The organism is Pseudescherichia sp. (assembly GCF_032052675.1).
GTDB lineage: Bacteria > Pseudomonadota > Gammaproteobacteria > Enterobacterales > Enterobacteriaceae > Pseudescherichia.
The window spans coordinates 179,631-198,801 of record NZ_DAMBWA010000002.1; the positions used below are offsets into that span (position 1 = coordinate 179,631).

General features: G+C 57.4%; 12 protein-coding genes. 3 read left to right on the forward strand and 9 right to left on the reverse strand.

Annotated features, from left to right (window positions below):
- Nucleotides 1-14: 14 nt before the first annotated feature.
- The gene (locus RTX96_RS03420; protein WP_312670139.1) at nucleotides 15-638 is read left to right on the forward strand and encodes an NUDIX hydrolase; all 624 of its coding nucleotides are present in this window, start codon (nucleotides 15-17) and stop codon (nucleotides 636-638) included.
- Between the two features lie 87 nt (nucleotides 639-725).
- On the opposite strand, the gene RTX96_RS03425 is transcribed toward RTX96_RS03420, so the two are convergent.
- The 9 genes from RTX96_RS03425 to RTX96_RS03465 form a co-directional block, all read right to left on the reverse strand.
- Entirely contained in the window at nucleotides 726-3,701 is a 2,976-nt protein-coding gene (locus tag RTX96_RS03425; protein ID WP_312670140.1) for an RHS repeat-associated core domain-containing protein, read from the reverse strand.
- A 255-nt stretch (nucleotides 3,702-3,956) separates the two neighbouring features.
- Nucleotides 3,957-4,706: a YoaK family protein gene (locus RTX96_RS03430; RefSeq protein WP_103820258.1), complete on the reverse strand. Its 750-nt coding sequence runs from the start codon at nucleotides 4,704-4,706 to the stop codon at nucleotides 3,957-3,959.
- A 64-nt stretch (nucleotides 4,707-4,770) separates the two neighbouring features.
- Nucleotides 4,771-7,425, reverse strand: a complete 2,655-nt coding sequence (locus RTX96_RS03435; RefSeq protein WP_312670141.1) for a nitrate reductase — start codon at nucleotides 7,423-7,425, stop codon at nucleotides 4,771-4,773.
- Nucleotides 7,422-11,498, reverse strand: coding sequence for a nitrite reductase large subunit NirB (gene nirB / locus RTX96_RS03440; protein ID WP_312670142.1), 4,077 nt, complete (start codon nucleotides 11,496-11,498; stop codon nucleotides 7,422-7,424). Before nirB ends, RTX96_RS03435 begins: the two co-directional genes overlap by 4 nt.
- Before the next feature lie 22 nt (nucleotides 11,499-11,520).
- Entirely contained in the window at nucleotides 11,521-12,318 is a 798-nt protein-coding gene (locus RTX96_RS03445; RefSeq protein ID WP_103820256.1) for an ABC transporter ATP-binding protein, read from the reverse strand.
- A 24-nt stretch (nucleotides 12,319-12,342) separates the two neighbouring features.
- Entirely contained in the window at nucleotides 12,343-13,251 is a 909-nt protein-coding gene (gene ntrB / locus RTX96_RS03450) for a nitrate ABC transporter permease (RefSeq protein WP_312670143.1), read from the reverse strand.
- 11 nt (nucleotides 13,252-13,262) lie between these two features.
- On the reverse strand, nucleotides 13,263-14,525 hold the full coding sequence (locus tag RTX96_RS03455; RefSeq protein WP_312670144.1) for a CmpA/NrtA family ABC transporter substrate-binding protein: 1,263 nt from the start codon (nucleotides 14,523-14,525) through the stop codon (nucleotides 13,263-13,265).
- A gap of 286 nt (nucleotides 14,526-14,811) precedes the next feature.
- Nucleotides 14,812-16,029, reverse strand: coding sequence for a nitrate- and nitrite sensing domain-containing protein (locus tag RTX96_RS03460; protein WP_312670145.1), 1,218 nt, complete (start codon nucleotides 16,027-16,029; stop codon nucleotides 14,812-14,814).
- Between the two features lie 62 nt (nucleotides 16,030-16,091).
- Nucleotides 16,092-17,396: a Fic family protein gene (locus RTX96_RS03465; RefSeq protein WP_312670146.1), complete on the reverse strand. Its 1,305-nt coding sequence runs from the start codon at nucleotides 17,394-17,396 to the stop codon at nucleotides 16,092-16,094.
- A 152-nt stretch (nucleotides 17,397-17,548) separates the two neighbouring features.
- Here RTX96_RS03465 and RTX96_RS03470 point away from each other — a divergent pair, with 152 nt between their 5' ends.
- Nucleotides 17,549-17,851: a VF530 family protein gene (locus RTX96_RS03470; protein WP_312670147.1), complete on the forward strand. Its 303-nt coding sequence runs from the start codon at nucleotides 17,549-17,551 to the stop codon at nucleotides 17,849-17,851.
- A gap of 7 nt (nucleotides 17,852-17,858) precedes the next feature.
- The gene (locus RTX96_RS03475) at nucleotides 17,859-19,163 is read left to right on the forward strand and encodes a glycoside hydrolase family 10 protein (protein WP_103820250.1); all 1,305 of its coding nucleotides are present in this window, start codon (nucleotides 17,859-17,861) and stop codon (nucleotides 19,161-19,163) included.
- Nucleotides 19,164-19,171: the final 8 nt, after the last annotated feature.

Below are 19,171 nucleotides of genomic sequence, written 5' to 3' on the forward strand. Positions count from 1 at the left end.
CAGAGGAAAGATCTATGTCGAACGATCAAAAAGTTATTGATATCACCGTTCTCGCACAGCAGCTAAACGCTCTCGCCCAGACTGGACTCACCTATGCAAAGGATGTCTTCGATCGTGAACGCTATGAAACTCTTCAGCAGCTGGCCGTTGAGCTGATCGGCTCCCGCTTTGACATTGACGCTAAGAGATGGAATCACGTTTCTGAAGTTGGTTACGCAACGCCGAAAACTGACGTTCGCGCGTTTATCCTCCGCGAAGGCAAAATTCTGATGGTTCGCGAAGCTGACGATGGTCTATGGAGTCTGCCTGGTGGTTGGGCTGATGTTGGCGACACGCCATCTGTCGCCGTGAGCCGGGAAGTTAAAGAAGAGACCGGGCTCAGCGTAAAAGTGACAAAACTGCTGGGCGTTTGGGATCGCAATCTTCATGGCCATCCACCCTACCCCTGGCATGTTTACAAGCTTATCTTCCTGTGCGAGGAAACCGGCGGTAGTTTGGCATTAAGCCACGAATCCACCGATATTGGCTTTTTCGACATTAACGAGCTGCCGGAGCTGTCGCTAACCAGGATCGTTCCTGAACAGATAAAAGTGAGCATGGAGATCGCCATGTCAGAACGGCCGACATGGTTCGATTAGCAAATATTCCGCTATTAAGAGCGCACCGCCATAACATCTTTTAGCGGTGTACTCTATTCTCTTCCAGTAAACGGTTAGGCTATGGGTTTAAACTTTGTTCCAGGGGCCTGCTAATTTAACATTCCCTGGAATTTTTATTTCAAGCGTATTGCCAAACGCTGCATCTATTTTACTTAGCAGAGCTTTTGCATCCAGCATTCCAAGCTGTACCGGAGAAATTTCTGCCGCTGCTGCAAGCAGTGATTTTAAATCACCTAATTTACCTCTTATTGCTTTGGCCGATGCGAGATTCTTCTCATGGAGCAGATCTGCGCTGGCAAAGAACTCTGTGTCCGGACCGAGCGCTTGTATGAGATCGTCAATACTGAATTCTGCATAGTGCGTTGAATTAGCCAAAAACTTTCTGTTGGCTACCTCTCCATCTATTGCCAGAAGGAAAAACGAAAATCCGGTATTACCCAGTCTGCGCCAGTCATCTTCATTGGTATTACTGCCACTTGACCGTGAAAGAGATTTCACCCCTTTTTTCACCAAGTCCATATTGGTGGCAATCTCATTGAAGGATGGCGTCTGCCCCGCCGGGGCTGACGTATAATGCCGAAGCGTAAATTTCATGCGTGCTAGTTTTTCAAGGTTGTTTGCCGATAAAGATTTTTTTGAGTAATTAAGTTTGTTTTGCGTTATTTCCTCCATCATTTCAAAGGGATATGCCCTGTCATCAGGTTGATAACGGGTCCCGTATCTTTCAAAAACTTCCTGTGCCGATTTAGGCTGGCTTCTTAGACTTCCTGTCGGAGCAGCTGAGGCGCTCGCGCTCGGTTCAGCAGCTTTGGCGGCTGGCTGTTGGACCGGTAAAGCCGCAGGTTGCGGTGATGGTGGTGCTTTTACTGGACGCGGAGGGACTCTGGGCCGTACCGATTGGCCTGATGTCGCTCCTGAGTTGCCGTTTGTTTGTTGAAACATTGCAAGCTTGTCTTTAAAGCTCGTTCCAGCTGTACTGTTATCACCGACAGGAGCCATCCCACCAATATCTTTCAGGCTAACCGGGTTATTACTTACCATCCGGAACAGGTTCAGCCCATCCACCTCGCCTGCCGGGTCGGCGCTCACCCAGCGGCACAGCCACGGGGCGTAGTAGCGGTGACCGTAGTAGTACAGCCCGGTGCCGTCCCGCTCCTTGCCCGAGTAGCGCACGGTCTTGTAACTGGCCTCCACCTCGCTGCGCGCCGCCCACACCGCCGTGCCGCCGAAGGGATAGTACTCCTCCCGGCTGATAATTCCGCCCCCGGCGTCCAGCTCCAGCATCAGCGAGCCGGTGTTGTCATCCACGCTCCAGCGCACCTGGTTGTTGTCAATAGCATCCGGTTTACCTGCTTCCCAGTGCAGCACCCGGATACCCGCCCGCCCCGCCTGGCCGGTGATGACGTGCAGCTCCTCTGTCGGCTCCGCAGGCGGCGCCTCGCCCGCGGTCTCCTGCCAGCATCTGCGCAGCTCCAGCCCCGGCAGGTAGCGGACATCGGCCACATTCCACAGCCCGCTGCTGCCGTTCGCCAGGGTCCGGGTCTGTCTGCGCACCCGCCGGCTGCCGCTGTACTGGTACAGCTCCCGGTCGTTCTGCGTGACGTCCGGGTCGCGGCTCACCAGGGTCAACGACTGCAGGTTGTTGCTGCCGTCCCAGGCCAGCGGGTCGGTCTGGGACGCTCCGGCCTGCAGTTTCTGCAGGTTGCCGTTGCTGTCAAACCACTTCGCCACCTCATCCGGGCTCTGCGCGCCGCCGTCGTTCCGCTGCACGCTGCGGTTCGAGGTCTCCGCTGTGGTCATGGTGCGCGTGTAGCTTCCCGCCCCGCTGTGCGTCATCGTTTTCAGGTTACCGCTGTCGTCATACTCATAGCTGCGGGCGTAGCTGACATACTGGCTGCCGTCCGGCATTACCGGCAGGGCGCTGTACTGCATGCCGGTGTTGCCCGCGTTCTCGCGCCCCTCTGCGCTCAGCAGCTGGTACAGCGCGTCATAGGTATAATCACGCACGCCGTCCGTGGCCTGGTTACGCCAGTAGCCTGTCGCCACGCACCCGTCGGTCAGCAGGGTGACGTTGCCGGTGAAGTCATACTTCCAGCTCAGGTCCTGCAGGCGGCGGCCATCCGCATCCTTTGCCAGAATACCGGACAGCCACTGCGTCTGCGGGTCATAGCTGTACCCGGTGGTCACGCCGTTGCCGGCGGACTCTGTCAGCACCTGACCCGCCGCGCTCCATGTCACGTCCGTCAGCAGGGTCTGCGTCTCCCCGCCCGCCGGGGTCACCGTCTGATAACCGATATTGCCGCTGATGTCATACCGCCAGGCCTGCACATGGTTCATGGCATCCGTCTGGTTCAGCACCATGCCCCGGGCATCGGCGGCAGTGGCCGTGGTATACACATCTGCCTCCAGCAGTGCTGCTGCATCCGCCTGCCAGTCCGGTAACGCCTCTGCCGAAGACAAAAAGCGCTGCGTCTGGCTGAGCACCGCCCCGCTCAGCGCCACCGCGTTCACCTGCGCCAGGCCGCCATCATCATACTGCGCCACGCAGACTCCCCGCAGGTTGTCCTCCTGCGAGCCGTCATCCGCCGGACCGGCGTCGCCGTACCCGCTGCGCCAGCTGACCCGGATGTCACCGCTTCCGCTCAGCTGCTCGCTGCCGTATGAAGGGCGGCCCAGCGCATCGTACGCCACGGTCTGCACCGTGCCGCGCCCGTCCCGGCGCCACACCGGACGGCCTGCCGCGTCAAACAGTGTCACCAGATCCCCACTGTCGCTGCTTTCACGGTGCAAAACCTGACCTGTCAGTGAGGGTGTGCTCCGCAGATTTGCTGGCGTCGCGTCGTTAGCAGACCAGGCGGTAAAGAGACGCGGATCGCGACTTTCAAAAACTCGGCTGTCATCATTAATAAGGTGGTGGTTAATCAGTAATCGAAGCGGGTCGTTTACCTGCTCATGATTCCAGTTTAGACCACGAATTATTGCGCCACGGTTATCATTGACGCTGACCACCGGCGTACCGGTGGCGAGAGTAGTGCTACTCATGATTTACTCCTTTAGATAGTTAGCTGTTATTAAACTATTGATTTGTAAGAAATTTATAATAAATCTGATTAAATGAAAGAGATAGGCGATAAATGTATAACAATGATTTTTTATCGTTATATTTGGCACATTAGGATGTGATATAGGCAGGTTCAATATAGAAGGATAATGACAAAGAGATAAAAAGGATATGTGCCCTTTTTATCCGCTACATAATAAAAAGAGCATGGCTTCATTAGCTGAAGCCATTAATATTTAAGAGACGCCGCGCATAGCCGTGCGTGCTTTTCTAACCCGTACGGTAACGCTTATAATCGATAGCGCAGCAATCGCCATTAAAACTACACCAACCGCCGACATGGCTGTAAAACCAAACAATCTGAACAGGAACAGTCCCGCAATGCCGCCGGTTAAAAACGAGAAAATCGTTGTGAGATGGGTCTTAAGCTGACTTTTCTGCGCGGCGCTATCTTTGGAAAAATCCCGGCGCAGCATAGCTGCCAGCACGGACGCCAGCGAGATCCCCGCATCGGTTAACGTACCGGTAATATGTGTCGATCTGACCCGGCCACCGGAGAGCTGCGTGGATGTCGAGTTATGCAGACCCATCAGCCCGCAAAGAACGACAATAATTTCCCGGTTCGATGAGAATGTATGAAAGTAGATTTCATACAGCGATATTCCTGTCAGAAAGAGGCCTTCTGCAAAAAGGATCTGACAGAAAATCAGCCGACAGTTATGCACGATCCCCCACAGCACGATGATGCGGGCCAGCACCGCCCCGCAGACAAAGGCAGTGATAATGGCGCTAAAGAATAGAACGTCCCGCAAGTCCGTATTGGAGACTTCGCTGGAGAGCTGTGAAGTGTTACCGGTCATATGGGACGGGAAGAAGCCGAAAGCGCCAAGGGCGATGGCGTTTAACAGCCCTGCCGCAGTGGCCAGCCACAGTGCCAGCTTGCGGTCCTCATTGTGCGAGCGTGTTCTTTTCAGTTTAATCAGCAAAGATAACCTCCGGTTACCAACTTCAGCTAAATCATTAAGCTAGCAGAACACGGCACGCTCACTATTAAGACATGCCTGAATTCAAAGTGATCTGTTCCGCGAGGATCTTCTTCAGCTCTGGAATACAGGAGCCGCAGTTGGTGCCGCATTTGAGCTTTGCGCCGAGCTGCTGCACGCTGCTGCATCCCTGTCGCGCGGCGTCAGCAATGGTTATTTCGCCTACCCCAAAGCAGCTGCAGATGGTTGCCCCGGCTGAAGCGTTGCCGTGCTCAGCCCTACCGGCCAGCAGAGCCAGACGCTGCTGCGCGGTCTGTGGCGGCTGGCTGAACGCAGCTACGATTGCCGGTCTTTCCAGCTCGGGACGGTCGCGATGTACGTAAAACGCCAGCTGTAACTTGCCGTCTGACCACGCCAGCAGGTTGAAACCGGTATCGCCCAGGGTGGCTGACTGACAAGTCCATTGTTCGGTAGGGATGTATTCGTTGAGCCATGCCAGCCACTCCGCAGGCGTAGAGGCGTCTGCCAGGACGTAGTGCGTGACACCAGGCTGTGCGATCCGGCTCCAGTATGCCGTGACGGGCGGCGTCAGGTGGCTGCCGCGAATAAACAGTTCGCCCTGCCATGCGGTATGCCAGCGACGCAGGTTGACCGGCATATGTTTGCTTTCCGGCTGGCCGGAGAGCGGATCGGTATGCGCCTCAACCAGCGCATCCACCCTTGCCTGCTGGCTAAACTGACTGTTCCAGTGCATCGGCACAAATACCCTGCCACGCGGTTGCAGGAGATCGGGCTGCGCCCGGAGCAGCAGCCAACCGTGGGATGATGAGACGCGCACCAGATCGCCAGCATGAATATGTGGCGCATCCTCAGGATGAAACTGACAAAACGGTTCGCTGATATGCTGCATCAGGCGTGCCGCTTTACCGGTGCGGGTCATGGTATGCCACTGATCGCGGATCCTGCCGGTGTTCATAATCAAGGGATAAGTGACCGTCGCCTGGTTGACCGGCAGCCGTGGCGTAATGGCGATCAGCCTTGCTTTGCTATCAGGATGAAAGAAACGTCCGTCGGTAAACAGCCGCTCCCTGCCTTGCGGAGTGGCCGCGTTAACCGGCCACTGCACCGGACGGAGTTCATCCCACTCCCGGTCGGAGAGCTGCGCCAGACCGCTAATATCAAATGCCCGTGAGCCGTTGTTTTCAAAGCCGGACAGCGCCGCATGCTCGCGAAAAATCTCTGCCGGATGCTGATACGTAAATGCCTCGTCATACCCTAACCGTTGGGCAACCTGGCTTACGATCCACCAGTCCGGTTTCGCCTCACCCGGTGCAGGAAGAAAAGCGCGCTGGCGCGAGATACAGCGCTCTGAGTTAGTGACGGTGCCATTTTTCTCGCCCCACGCCTGAGCTGGAAGGCGAATATGGGCCGCTCGGGTGGTGTCGGTATCGCGCATGACATCAGAGACAATGACCAGCGGGCAGCGGGCCAGCCCAGCGCGTACCCGATCCGCATCCGGCAGCGAGACAAGCGGATTCGTACCCATAATCCAGACCGCTTTTATCTCTCCATTCTCAATAGCGTGGAACAGCTCAACGGCGTTGAGTCCTGCGCTTTTTGTGACATTGTCACTATTCCAGAAGCGCCCTACGCGCTCGATATCGTCGGCATTAAACCCCATATGTGCCGCCAGCTGGTTCGCCAGCCCGCCTACCTCCCGACCGCCCATCGCATTTGGCTGACCGGTTATCGAAAATGGACCGCAGCCTTCGCGCCCTATTTTACCCGTCGCCAGATGCAGGTTAATGATGGCATTACACTTATCCACGCCAGAGCTGGACTGGTTAATGCCCATCGAATAGAGCGTGATCAGACGGTCGCTATCGGCAATCATCTGATAGAACGTCCGCAGCTGGGGGAGCGGCAGTCCGCAGAATGCAGCGGTCTTTTCTTCTGGCCAGTCACGCGCCGCAGCCAGGGTTTCATCGCTACCCTCGGTATGATGAGAAAGAAATCCACTATCCAGCCGACCACGCTCGGCCATTGCATTAAGCGCCCCGCAAAACAGGGCTGCGTCGCTGCCGGGACGCAGCGACAAATGCAGATCGGCGATGTCACAGGTGGCGGTCTGCCGTGGATCGATGACGATAATGCGCATCTCCGGCCGTGCTTTTTTGGCCTGGACCAATCGCTGATACGCTACCGGGTGCGCCCAGGCGGTATTCGACCCGGTGAGGATCACGCAGTCGGCCAGCTCGAGATCCCGATAGCTGCACGGTACTACATCGGCTCCAAACGCACGTTTGTAGCCCACTACCGCCGAGGCCATACACAGCCGCGAGTTGGTATCCATGTTTCCCGCGCCGATAAAGCCCTTCATCAGCTTGTTGGCGACGTAATAGTCCTCTGTCAGCAGCTGGCCGGAGCCGTAAAACGCCACCGCCTGCGGACCATGAACGCGAATGATAGCCTGCAATCTCTGCGCGACGGTGTCTAAGGCCTGCGACCAGCTTACCGGCTGGCGGTCAATCTCCGGGTGCAGCAGACGCCCGTCCAGATCCAGCGTCTCACCCAGGGCACTGCCTTTCACACATAGCCGCCCGAAATTAGCTGGGTGTGACGCGTCGCCGCTGACGGTACACCCCTCTTGCTGTGGCTGTATCTTTACGCCACAGCCCACACCGCAGTAGGCGCAGGTGGTAGAGATCGTTGCGCTATTCATAGGCTCACCGTCTCGATAATCTCGGCAGGCCGGGCCGTGTGGCTCTCGGGATACGCCTGCACCCAGACGCGTCCGTTCTCCACTTTTACCGGCCAGACGCTCAGTGTGCTTTGCCCATCGTCCACGCTGCGGCCATCCCGCAAACGGAACCGCTGCTTATACAGAGGGGAAATCACTATCGGTTCACCTTTCACGTCGCCCAGCAGGCCGCGAGCCAGCACGTTGGCATCGCTATTTGGCTCGTGATTGCTCAGCGCGAACACCTGCTGGGGGTGATCCGGCAGATGAAACAGTGCAATCTGCTGGTGGGTTAGCCGGGCCGCCATACCGGCATTGGCCGGGATCTCACTCAGGTCACAGATCTCCACCCAGCCCTGCACCGCTCGTACTGGCTCATCGCTGTTAACAAAGGGTTTGAACAGCGCGATACGATCGGGAGCCGCCAGCGTGGTCTGCCATTCGCACTGGTAGGTCGCTACCACGGCGTTCATCTCGCTTTCAAGCTCGGCGGCAATATTGAGGCTATCCTCCAGTACCACCTGGCGCAGGTACGCCATGCCACCTTCAAGATTATCCATCCACGTGCTGGTGCGTTGCAGGCGGTCGGCGGTGCGGATATAGAACATCAGGAAGCGATCCACGGTACGGATCAGCGCCTCGGTACTGAGATCCTGGGCCAGCAGATCCGCGTGCCGGGGTTTCATGCCGCCGTTACCGCAGACGTAGAGATTCCAGCCTTTGTCGGTGGCGATGACGCCGACATCTTTGCTTTGCGCTTCAGCGCATTCGCGGGTGCAGCCCGAGACGGCCATTTTAATTTTGTGCGGCGACCGCAGCCCCTTGTAGCGGTTCTCCAGCCGCAGCGCCAGATCGGTAGAGTCCTGTACGCCGTAGCGGCACCAGTTGGAGCCGACGCAGGACTTCACCGTCCTCAGCGACTTGCCGTAGGCGTGACCTGTTTCGAACCCCGCATCCACGAGCTGCTGCCAAATCTCCGGTAGCTGCTCCACCCGGGCACCAAAGAGATCAACCCGCTGCCCGCCGGTGATTTTGGTATAGAGGTTGTAGCGTTTGGCGACCTGGCCGATAGCGATCAGCCCGTCAGGGGTGATCTCCCCGGCGGGAATGCGCGGCACCACCGAGTAGGTGCCATCCTTCTGGATATTGGCAAAGAAGCGATCGTTAGTATCCTGTAATGGCAGATGCTGCGGCTTAAGCAGATACTCATTCCAGCACGACGCCAGTACCGAACCCACCAGCGGCTTACAGATCTCACACCCGTGGCCGTGACCGTGTTTACCGATCAGCTCATCAAAGCTACGGATGTTGCCTACGCGCACCAGGTGATAGATCTCCTGACGTGAGTAAGCGAAGTGCTCGCAAATATCCTTTTTCACCTCGACGCCCATTTCACTCAGCGCAAACTCCATCACCTGTTTGGTGAGCGCCGCACAGCCGCCGCATCCCGTGGCCGCTTTAGTGCAGGATTTAATCGCGGCCATGTCACCGCAGCCCTCCTTCACGGCGTTGCAGATGTCGGATTTGCTGACGTTATGGCAGGAGCAGATCTGCGCCCCGTCCGGCAACGCCGCGACGCCCAGCGCCTGCGGTGCACTGCCTGCGCTGGCGGGCAGAATGAGCCCTTCCGGACTGGCGGGCAGCGGCATATCGTTGAGCATCATCTGCAGCAGCGTGCTGTATTCACTGCTGTCACCCACCAGCACCGCGCCCAGCAGACGCTTGCGATCCGCTGATACCACTATCTTTTTATAGATCTCTGCCGGGCCGTCCACCCAGCTATAGCTTTCGCTGCCCGGCGTGCGGGCATGCGCATCGCCCACCGATGCTACCTCAACGCCAAGCAGTTTCAGCTTGGTACTCATATCCGCACCTTTAAAGGCCGCCTCGTTGCCGGCAAGCGTCTCCGCCAGGGTACGCGCCATCTGGTAACCGGGCGCTACCAGCCCGAATATCTGCCCGTTCCACAGGGCGCACTCTCCGACGGCAAAGATAGCCGGATCGGAGGTACAGCAGCTATCGTCGATCACAATCCCACCGCGCGGGCCAATTTCGAGGCCGCACTCTCGGGCCAGCTGGTCTCGCGGACGGATCCCGGCAGAAAAGAGCACCAGATCGGTCTCCAGATGGCTGCCGTCGGCGAAAACCATCCGGTAATGGCTGCTCTCTCCCGGCACAATCTCCCGGGTCTCTTTACCGGTATGCACCTGCACGCCGAGGGCTTCAATCTTACGGCGCAGCATCGCCGCCCCGCCTTCATCAAGCTGCACGCCCATCAGCCGCGGCGCGAACTCCACGACGTGCGTTTGCAGACCAAGTTGCTTCAGCGCGTTAGCGGCTTCCAGGCCCAGCAGGCCGCCGCCGACAACCACGCCAACACGCCCCTGCTGCGCACAGGCCTGAATCGCCTCAAGATCGTCGATGGTGCGATAGACCAAACAGCCAGGCATATCGTTGCCGGGGATCGGCGGCACAAACGGATAGGATCCGGTTGCCAGAACCAGCACATCATAGGCGGTCTGCCGCCCCTGCGTATCAATCACAAAACGGCGATGGCGATCGATATGTTCAATGCCGTGCCCGAGACGCAGTTCAATCCCGGTTAACGCAAAGAAATCACTCTCTACCATCGACAGCGACTCAGCGCTGCGCCCTGAGAAGTATTCCGAGAGATGTACCCGGTCGTAGGCCGGTCTCTTCTCCTCGGCGAAGACGATAATTTGATAGTGAAGGTGCAGTTCGCGCTCGACCAGCTGTTGCAGAAGATGGTGGCCGACCATGCCGTGTCCGGCCATCACTAAAACGGGTTTTGACATAACGTTGCTCCTCGCTATCTCACGCGATAACGGCTCTTTCAGGGAAATGGGATGTAGCGCGTCAGGCATAAACAGGCTGGGTTGAGAGTGACCGAGACGGGCGACGTAGTCCGGCCCGTCGCTGATGTCTCCCCACAGCAGCACGCCCTGCAGCTGGTTATTCTGGATAAGCAGACGACGATAGTGGCCGTCAAAGGGATCGAAGGTGGAATGGATCTCCGCGTCATGTTCGCCATGCAGCGTTCCGGCGCAGAAAAGATGGATACCGGTGACCTTAAGCCGCAGCGGTACCTCATGGACGCGCATCGGCGGTGCGCTCACCCCGGCCAGCTTTGCCGCGAGTGACTCTGCCTGCTGCCAGCACGGCGCCACCAGTCCAAAGGTCTGCTCACCTATCTGGCAGCATTCGCCAATCGCGGAGATATACGGATCGGAGGTTTGCAGACAATCGTCGACCAGGATTCCACGGGCGCAATCCAGCCCGGTAGCCTGCGCCAGGCTGATATTAGGCCGCACGCCAGCGGCAACGATGACCCGGCGGGCAGGAATGACCCGCCCATCGCGGAGCGTCACAAACTGAACATGTCCGCTTTCATCGGCGCTATAGGCTATCGTCTCCGCCTCCAGCACCGTTTCAATACCGCGTGCCATTAATTCATTGCGCAGGAGATCTGCCGCATGGCGATCCAGATGCTGATCCATCAGATACGGTCCACGGTGCAGCAGCGTAACCTGCATACCGCGCAGCGCCAGCGCCGCCGCGGCCTCGATGCCGAGCACGCCGCCGCCAATCACCACCGTCGGTTGCCCCGGTCTAAGCGCATGCAGAATGCTCTCGACGTCTTGCTGATGGCGAAAACCATAGATACCCGGCAGATCCGCCCCCGGCAGCGACGGCATAAAGGGCAGCGATCCGGTCGCGATCACCAGCCGATCGTAACCCAGCTTCTGCCCATTGACGCTTAGGGTGCGGGCCTCGCGGTCAATGGCCGTCACTGGGGAACCGGCGATTAACGTGACGTTGTAACGTTCGTACCACGCGCTGTCGTGGGTAGTGATGTCAGCTAAGCGCTTTTCGCCCGCCAGCACCGGCGTAAGCATGATCCGGTTATAGGCAGGCTGCGCTTCGTCGCCAATGACCACGATCCGATAACGCGTCGGGGCCAGCTCGCATAGCCTCTCCACCAGCCGTACGCCCGCCATACCGTTGCCAATAACCACCAGGAGAGGTTTATCCATTCTGCTTACCTCGCCCGCGGTCTCAGGCCACGGCCCGGTGTTTTTCATGCAGGAAGTGCAGCACCTGCTGACGGTAGTGATGGAACCGCGGATCGTTCGCCAGGGTTAGCCGCGAGCGCGGTCGTTCCAGCTCGACATGCAGTACCTCGCCAACCTTGGCCGCAGGACCGTTTGTCATCATCATTACCCGGTCAGAGAGCAGCACTGCTTCGTCAACGTCATGGGTAATGAGCAGAATGGTGGTGTTCAGGCGGGACTGGATCTCCATCACCGCATCCTGCAGATGGGCGCGGGTTAAGGCATCCAGCGCGCCAAAGGGTTCGTCCATCAGCAGCACCTTCGGCTTCATTGCCAATGCCCGGGCAATACCTACCCGCTGCTTCATACCGCCGGAGATCTCCCCGGGGCGTTTGTGCATGGCATGCCCCATATGTACCAGCTCAAGGTTGTGTTCAATCCACGCCTGCATCTCGCTCTTGCTCATCCTGCCTTTGAAGACCTGCTCTACCGCCAGGGCAACGTTGTCAAAGGCGGTCAGCCACGGCAGCAGGGAGTGGTTTTGAAACACCACGCCGCGATCCGGGCCAGGCCCGCTAATCTCCTGGTTATCGCACAGCAGCACGCCTTCGGTGGGATGACTCAGTCCGGCGATCAGGTTCAGCAGCGTTGACTTCCCGCATCCCGAGTGGCCAATAAGGCTGACGGTTTCGCCGCGGGCAAGCTCAAAGCTGACGTTGTCGAGCGCCAAAAACGGCCCCTGGGCGGTATGAAAGCGCTGGGTAACGTTTTCTATACGGATAATGGCTTTCTCATGTTTCATATCAGGCTCCTGAGGTTCTTGTGACTAGTTGCCGTAGCTAAACCGGCGGGCAATGGCCATCAGGCCCTGCTCAAGCAGCATCCCCACGACGCCAATCAGCAGAATGGCGATGATGATGTTTTCCACGTTGAGGTTGTTCCACTCGTTCCAGATCCAGAATCCGATCCCGACGCCGCCGGTGAGCATCTCCGCCGCGACGATCACCAGCCACGCGATACCGATTGAGAGGCGAACCCCGGTCAGAATGTGCGGCAGCACGGCGGGAAAGAGGATTTTGCGCATCACGGTGAACTCACTGAGCTTCAGGACGCGTGCCACGTTGAGATAGTCCTGCGGAATGCGCATCACCCCTTCGGCGGTATTGAGGATCATTGGCCAGATAGAGCAGATAAAGATGGTCCACGCCGAGGCAGGCTCTGCGCGCTGGAACAGCAGCAGGCCAATCGGCAGCCAGGCCAGCGGGCTGACCGGGCGCAGCAAGGCGATAACCGGGTTAAGCATGTTGGCAATAAAGCTAAAGCGGCCAATGAGAAAGCCGAGGGGGATCCCCACCAGCGCCGCCAGACCGAAGCCCAGCGCCACGCGTTTGAGCGATGCCAGCACATTCCAGCCGATACCCATATCGTTCGGCCCGGCGATATAAAACGGCTCGGCGAAGATGATTTTGGCCGCGTCCCAGGTTTTCAGCGGCGTCGGAAAGCCATTGCTGCTCAGGGCGGCGATCTGCCAGAGGACGATCAGCACAACGGCTCCCAGCACTCCGGGCACCGCTTTCTTCACTGCACCCTGGATGCCTTTACGCAGGCGGCTGGCAGGTACTGGTTTTGTCACCTCTGACGGCGGCGTCGGTATAGCCGTTTTCAGGGGCAGGATCTCCGCGCTCTCCGGCTCGGCGGCCAGCGTAACCACATTCGTTTTGGTGTTGATAGACATGTCGGCCTCACTTAGCGTTTCATAGCAAAACTGTTGGCATATTCAGCAGGGTTGCTGCCGTCCCAGACCTTGCCGTCGAACAGGGTGCTGCTGCGCATATCGCTGGCGGGCAGGTTGATGCCCCCTACCGCCGTCGCCGCCTGCTTATAGAGATCGGTGCGGTTGATCGTCTTCGCGACCGCCAGATAGTCCGGGTCGGCATCGATAAGCCCCCAGCGTTTGTGCTGGGTCAGGAACCACATGCCGTCTGAGAGATACGGATAGTTCACCGCCCCATCGTTGAAGAAGCGCATGCCGTGAGCGTCTTTCCACTTCTTGCCCAGCCCGTTGTCATAGTCGCCGAGCATCCGTCCCTGAATGGTCTCTGGCGAGGTGTTGACGTAGGCGCGTCCCGCTATAGTTTTCGCCGTTTCAATCCGATTTGCGTCGGAGGTGTCGATCCAGCGGGAGGCGTCCAGCACCGCCGCAGTCAGCGCGCGGGCCGTATTGGGGTTAGCGGCCACCCACGCGGAGGTAGTGCCGAGGATTTTTTCCGGATGATCGGGCCAGATCTCTTGTGTCGTCGCGGCGGTAAAACCAATCCCATCCAGAATGGCGCGCTGGTTCCAGGGTTCGCCGACGCAGTAGCCGCTCATGTTGCCGATTTTCATATTCATCACCATCTGCGGCGGCGGCACGACCACGTTGCGCACGTCGTTAAAGGGATGGATCCCGGCGTTGGCCAGCCAGTAATAGAGCCACATGGCGTGGGTGCCGGTGGGGAACGTCTGGGCAAAGGTGTAGGTCCCCTTTGGGCTGCCCTCAACGGTTTTTTTCAGCGAGGCCGCATCGGTCACGCCCGCCGCTTTCAGCTGGTTCGAGAGCGTGATCGCCTGGCCGTTATTGTTGAGGGTCATCAGCATGGCCATATCATGCTGCGGGCCGGAGACGCCGAGCTGGAGGCCATACACCAGCCCATACAGTACATGGGCGGCATCCAGCTCGCCGGAGACCAGCTTGTCGCGCACCGACGCCCAGCTGGACTCTTTGCTGAGGATGATTTTGATCCCGTACTTCTCATCAAACTTTTTCACCGCTGCCATCACCACCGAGGCGCAGTCCGTTAGCGGGATAAAGCCTACGCGGATCTCTTTTTTCTCTGGCGCATCGTAACCCGCTGCCCAGACGCTGTTGATAAAGCCCGGTAGCAGCATGCTGCCGCCCAGCAGCGCGCTGTTTGCCAGAAATCGGCGGCGGGAGAGGCTTACCCCGGTGTTGTTATCGTCTTGCTTCATTGCGGCTTCCTGTATGGTGAAAAATGCGCAAAAAAAAAGCGTCCAGTTAGCGCTCAGTCTCCTGAACGCTAACGGACGCCTTTATCCGAAACGCTACCTAAGCCGCCGTTGGCTTAGTCGCTATGTGCTTTTTACTCATTTACAAATTAACTAATGCAGCTTATGTGCCAACTCAGTATGTCGCTGTAAAACAGCAGGTTATAATCGAAAAGACAGAAAAGGAGATTCTGTCTGCACTGCAACGGGCGATAATTTGCACACTGTCGGTGCAGCTACTCCTTAAGGATTACGGCGCTGATTTACCCATCACCGCCGCCACGGAGAGCATGGCTTCCGCAATCTCCGCCAGCTTCTTATTCTGCTTCATTGCCATGTCCCGCAGGATCTTATGCGCCTGCGGCTCGCTCATGCCGTGGTGCTGGATCAATAAGCCTTTGGCACGCTCCACCAGCTTACGGTCGGCAAGCGTGGCGCGCAGCGCGGCCAGCTCAGCATCCTGGGCCTGCAGCTGGCGAGATTGCTGCTCAATAAGCTCAAGTATGGAGCGGCTGAGCTGGGGCGGGATCAGCGCCGCATAGTGGTTATCCCGCTGTGGCAGCTGCGCAATCTCCTGCTGTTGCCGCGCGCCGCAACGTTGCGCATCGTGGATCCGCTGCTCACAGCACGCCATGAGTCTCTCCTCCAGCCGGTCCTCAATGATTTTCATACCATCAATGCGTGCCGTGGCGATGTCAAACCAGCGCAGCGCGACGTCGTGGGGTTCTCCTGCAGGGGTTGCGCAGGTGCAGGCTATGCGCCGGAAGCGTTCCAGCTCGCTGCTGTCGGTGCGCTGCTGTTGCTGCCATAGCGTCAGAGCGCATTCGTCGGCAAACTCCATAAAGGTGTGAAAGCAGCGCTCTTGTCCCTCAATGAGTTCCAGCAGCTGCTGATGCGCTTGGTCATCAAAGTGTCGCGAGGTAAAGCCCGCCGCCGCCAGGGCGCGCTCCTGCCCGGCCAGCTCTTTACCCTGCATAAAGCTGAACATAGCCAGCAGCGCCCGTGACACCGCGGGATCGCCGGAGGTATCGGCGGCTTCGAATATTAGCGCCAGATGGGTGCGTATTACCTCGCTATAGCAGCTCATCGCCTCGGGCTGCTGAATACTCAGCGCCGCAACCTGCTCCCGTAGCGCCGGCAAACTGCTCAAACTGTTGAGCGCGATGGCGATACGGCTGAAGAGTCGCGATGCGTTAGCCATTGGCTGTCCGGCGAGATCCAATGCCAGCAGCTGCGTGTCCATAGCGAGTACGGCCTGCTGAACCTGACGCGACCGCTCGCTGAGCCGATCGCCCCAGAGAGTTCCCTGCGAGCAGAGATAGATATTTACCGTGCCCCGCTCGCGCTGCAGGAGATGGATAAGCTGGCTAACCGCGCCCACCAGCTTGCTCATTTGCAGTAGCTGTTGTAGACCGGTTATTTCACTTCGTCGGGCGGCCAGTACGAAATCGAGAGCGGAAAGAGGCATGTTGGTACCTGAGCTAAAGAAACGTACCGGAGATAAAGCAAGATATATGCCTGTTTTGTGCTTCAGCTACTGATGCCAGAGAGCAAGCCGACATAAACTGTTTTTTGGTCGTTTGCTCTCTTCTCAAGCGCAAACCCTTCCCTAACTACTGCCCGCAGATCGTTTCGTGCCGTGTTATCCGATACCCCCAACAGTTCGCTGACGTCAGCGGCGGTATAGGCTTTTCTCGGCGTCGATAGCATAACGTTTAAAAGCGTCACCTGGCGTGACGTCAAACGTCTCAGCGCGCCAGACTCAAACAGCCGACGGTCGATCATTGCGCTTCTGTTGGTAATCGTTTCGATATGCTCAAGATATACCCGTAGTGCACGCCCAATGGTACTGGCCTGATATTCAAGAAAGTAAGTGAGATCCATACCGTCGGTCTCAGTATACTGGTAGCTATGGGCATATTTCACCGGTGCAGCGTGCAAGAGCTGACTGATTGAAATGTATTTAAAGGCGTCATAGCCGCTTTTTAACATGTACCAGTAAAATAGCGCCCGGCTGGTCCGTCCGTTTCCATCCCTGAAGGGATGCTCGTGAGCAATCATAAAATGCAGAATGCATGCTCTTATCAGAGGATGGATATACGCATCTTTCCTGTTTAACCAGTCACAGATGTTTTGCAGCCGAGCCGCAAGCGCCGCTGCCCGCGGTGGCTGATGAACAATATTGCCGTCATAATCGGCAATGACGACATCATCGGTCTCCCTGAACTCGCCTGGCCGGTACTTTTTGTCATTAATGCCGCCCATACCGATAGCGTGCAGCTTACGAATAAGACCCAACGTAAGCCCTTCCTCTGCCAACTCGGGGATTTCCGCCATTAAACGCGCATTGCCTGCGATCATCTGCTCATCCTCGGTACGCGGCGCTCGTCCGGATTCAAGCATGTTTCTCGCCACCAGCGTGGTGGTATTTGCACCTTCAAGCTGGGAACTGGTAATGGGCTCTTCAAAACGCAACTGACTTAACTCGGCTCCGGCACCACGTAGCCGCTCGATCTGTTCACTCAGTGCCAATGCTGTCGCATGTTTATCCGCTAACTCGCATACTTCATATATGGCAGGGGTGATATTGAAACCAGCCGGCTCGCCAGCCTCGTTGTGATAATCAATGCGCTGAAGAGCGGCGTTACGCGCCAGACGCGTCAACGTCCAGGCTATCGTGACATCCTCGCCTTTTTTAATTCGATACTGAAACTCTTCAAAGGGGAGATAGCGTCCTTTACCGTCAGTTACCCGGTTATAGTGCTGATACGCTTCTAACTCCCTGCCGCTTAGCTGAGAAAACGGAACGGGTGCTGGAACCTTTTTAATCGCCATAAAACTATCTCAATTTGGAGCTATTTTGAGATAGTTATAGCACCTGCGGCAATCTATCTCAATATTTTACTATTTTGAGATAGTGAGTAGCCCTTTCTTTTTATTACCAGCCCGCTATCCTAATCACCAAATCCTAAACCATCGGACTGGTCATGACTGCACACGTATCCAAAGACCCTTTGCACGGCGTAACCCTTGAGATGCAGCTGAATGCCCTTGTTGCGCGCTATGGCTGGAGCGAGCTGGGCAAGCTTATCAATATTAACTGCTTTAAAAACGATCCCAGCGTAAAATCGAGCCTCAAATTTTTGCGCCGTACGCCCTGGGCGCGCGCGGAGGTCGAAGCCCTCTACGTAGATTCACTGGACAGGGATCCACTGGATAATGCCGCCCCGGAAAAACAGGACGAACCCGTCTTTAACCCTTGGGCTACTAGCCGCCTGAATAAGAGCTGAAACAGAGATGGCGCGATACATTATACGGTTAGGCGCACTGGTTGGCTGCGCGCTTTTACTTGCCAGCTGCTCTTCTAAACCACCGAAGTCAATGGTGACTCCTCTTCCTCCTGTAACCAGGCAGCCCCTGCCAGACAGCGCTGCGCGCAGTAATGAGCCGGTGCGCGGCGTCTGGCTGACGACGGTCTCTCGTCTCGACTGGCCGCCGGCGTCGTCGGTTACCGCCAGCCCTGCGCTGCGCATCAGCCTGCAGCAGAAGGCGTTAACGGATAAACTGGACAACCTGAAACGTCTGGGGATCAACACCGTGTTTTTCCAGGTGAAGCCTGACGGGACTGCCTTATGGCCGTCGAAGATCCTCCCCTGGTCAGATATGCTCACCGGCACTATCGGCGCTGATCCCGGCTATGATCCGCTACAGTTTATGCTTGATGAGGCCCACAAGCGCGGCATGAAGGTGCACGCCTGGTTTAATCCCTATCGTGTCTCCACTAACACCAAGCCCAGCACCGTTGCCGAGCTGAACCGCACCCTGCCGCTCAATCCGGCCAGCGTCTTTGTGCTGCACCGGGACTGGATCCGCACTGCCAGCGATCGCTATGTGCTTGACCCCGGTATTCCGGAAGCCCGGGACTGGATCACCAGCATCGTGGCGGAGGTCGTTGCCCACTATCCGGTTGACGGTGTGCAGTTCGATGATTACTTCTATGCTGAGTCGCCTGGCTCGGCCCTTAATGACAATCAGACCTTCCAGAAATATGGCAGCGGGTTTGCCTCGAAAGCGGACTGGCGACGTAACAACACGCTGCAGCTGATTGAGCAGGTGTCGCGTACCATTAAGCAGCTGAATCCTAACGTGGAGTTTGGCGTGAGTCCCTGCGGCGTCTGGCGTAACCGCTCCCACGATCCTGCCGGATCTGACACGCGTGGAGCGGCGGCTTACGATGAGTCCTATGCTGATACACGTCTGTGGGTGCAAAAAGGACTCGTGGATTATATCGCCCCGCAGATCTACTGGCCCTTCTCCAGAGACGCGGCACGTTATGATGTGCTGGCAAAATGGTGGGCAAACGTAGTGAAACCGACCCATACGCGGCTCTATATCGGCGTGGCCTTATATAAGGTGGGTGAACCGTCGAAAACCGAGCCGGACTGGACGGTCAACGGCGGCGTGCCAGAGCTGAAAAAGCAGCTCGACCTTAACGATGCGGTGCCGGGGATCGACGGCACCATTCTGTTTCGGGAGAACAACCTTAATCAGCCCCAGGCTCAGCAGGCGGTGAACTACCTGCGGAGCCGCTGGGGCAGTTGATTAACGAG

Coding starts and splice junctions, on each gene's coding strand:
- ntrB (WP_312670143.1), bottom strand. CDS start 13,251: ATGTCTATCAACACCAAAACGAATGTGGTTACGCTGGCCGCCGAGCCG.
- RTX96_RS03435 (WP_312670141.1), bottom strand. CDS start 7,425: ATGAATAGCGCAACGATCTCTACCACCTGCGCCTACTGCGGTGTGGGC.
- RTX96_RS03460 (WP_312670145.1), bottom strand. CDS start 16,029: ATGCCTCTTTCCGCTCTCGATTTCGTACTGGCCGCCCGACGAAGTGAA.
- RTX96_RS03465 (WP_312670146.1), bottom strand. CDS start 17,396: ATGGCGATTAAAAAGGTTCCAGCACCCGTTCCGTTTTCTCAGCTAAGC.
- RTX96_RS03420 (WP_312670139.1), top strand. CDS start 15: ATGTCGAACGATCAAAAAGTTATTGATATCACCGTTCTCGCACAGCAG.
- RTX96_RS03455 (WP_312670144.1), bottom strand. CDS start 14,525: ATGAAGCAAGACGATAACAACACCGGGGTAAGCCTCTCCCGCCGCCGA.
- RTX96_RS03445 (WP_103820256.1), bottom strand. CDS start 12,318: ATGAAACATGAGAAAGCCATTATCCGTATAGAAAACGTTACCCAGCGC.
- RTX96_RS03475 (WP_103820250.1), top strand. CDS start 17,859: ATGGCGCGATACATTATACGGTTAGGCGCACTGGTTGGCTGCGCGCTT.
- RTX96_RS03425 (WP_312670140.1), bottom strand. CDS start 3,701: ATGAGTAGCACTACTCTCGCCACCGGTACGCCGGTGGTCAGCGTCAAT.
- nirB (WP_312670142.1), bottom strand. CDS start 11,498: ATGGATAAACCTCTCCTGGTGGTTATTGGCAACGGTATGGCGGGCGTA.
- RTX96_RS03470 (WP_312670147.1), top strand. CDS start 17,549: ATGACTGCACACGTATCCAAAGACCCTTTGCACGGCGTAACCCTTGAG.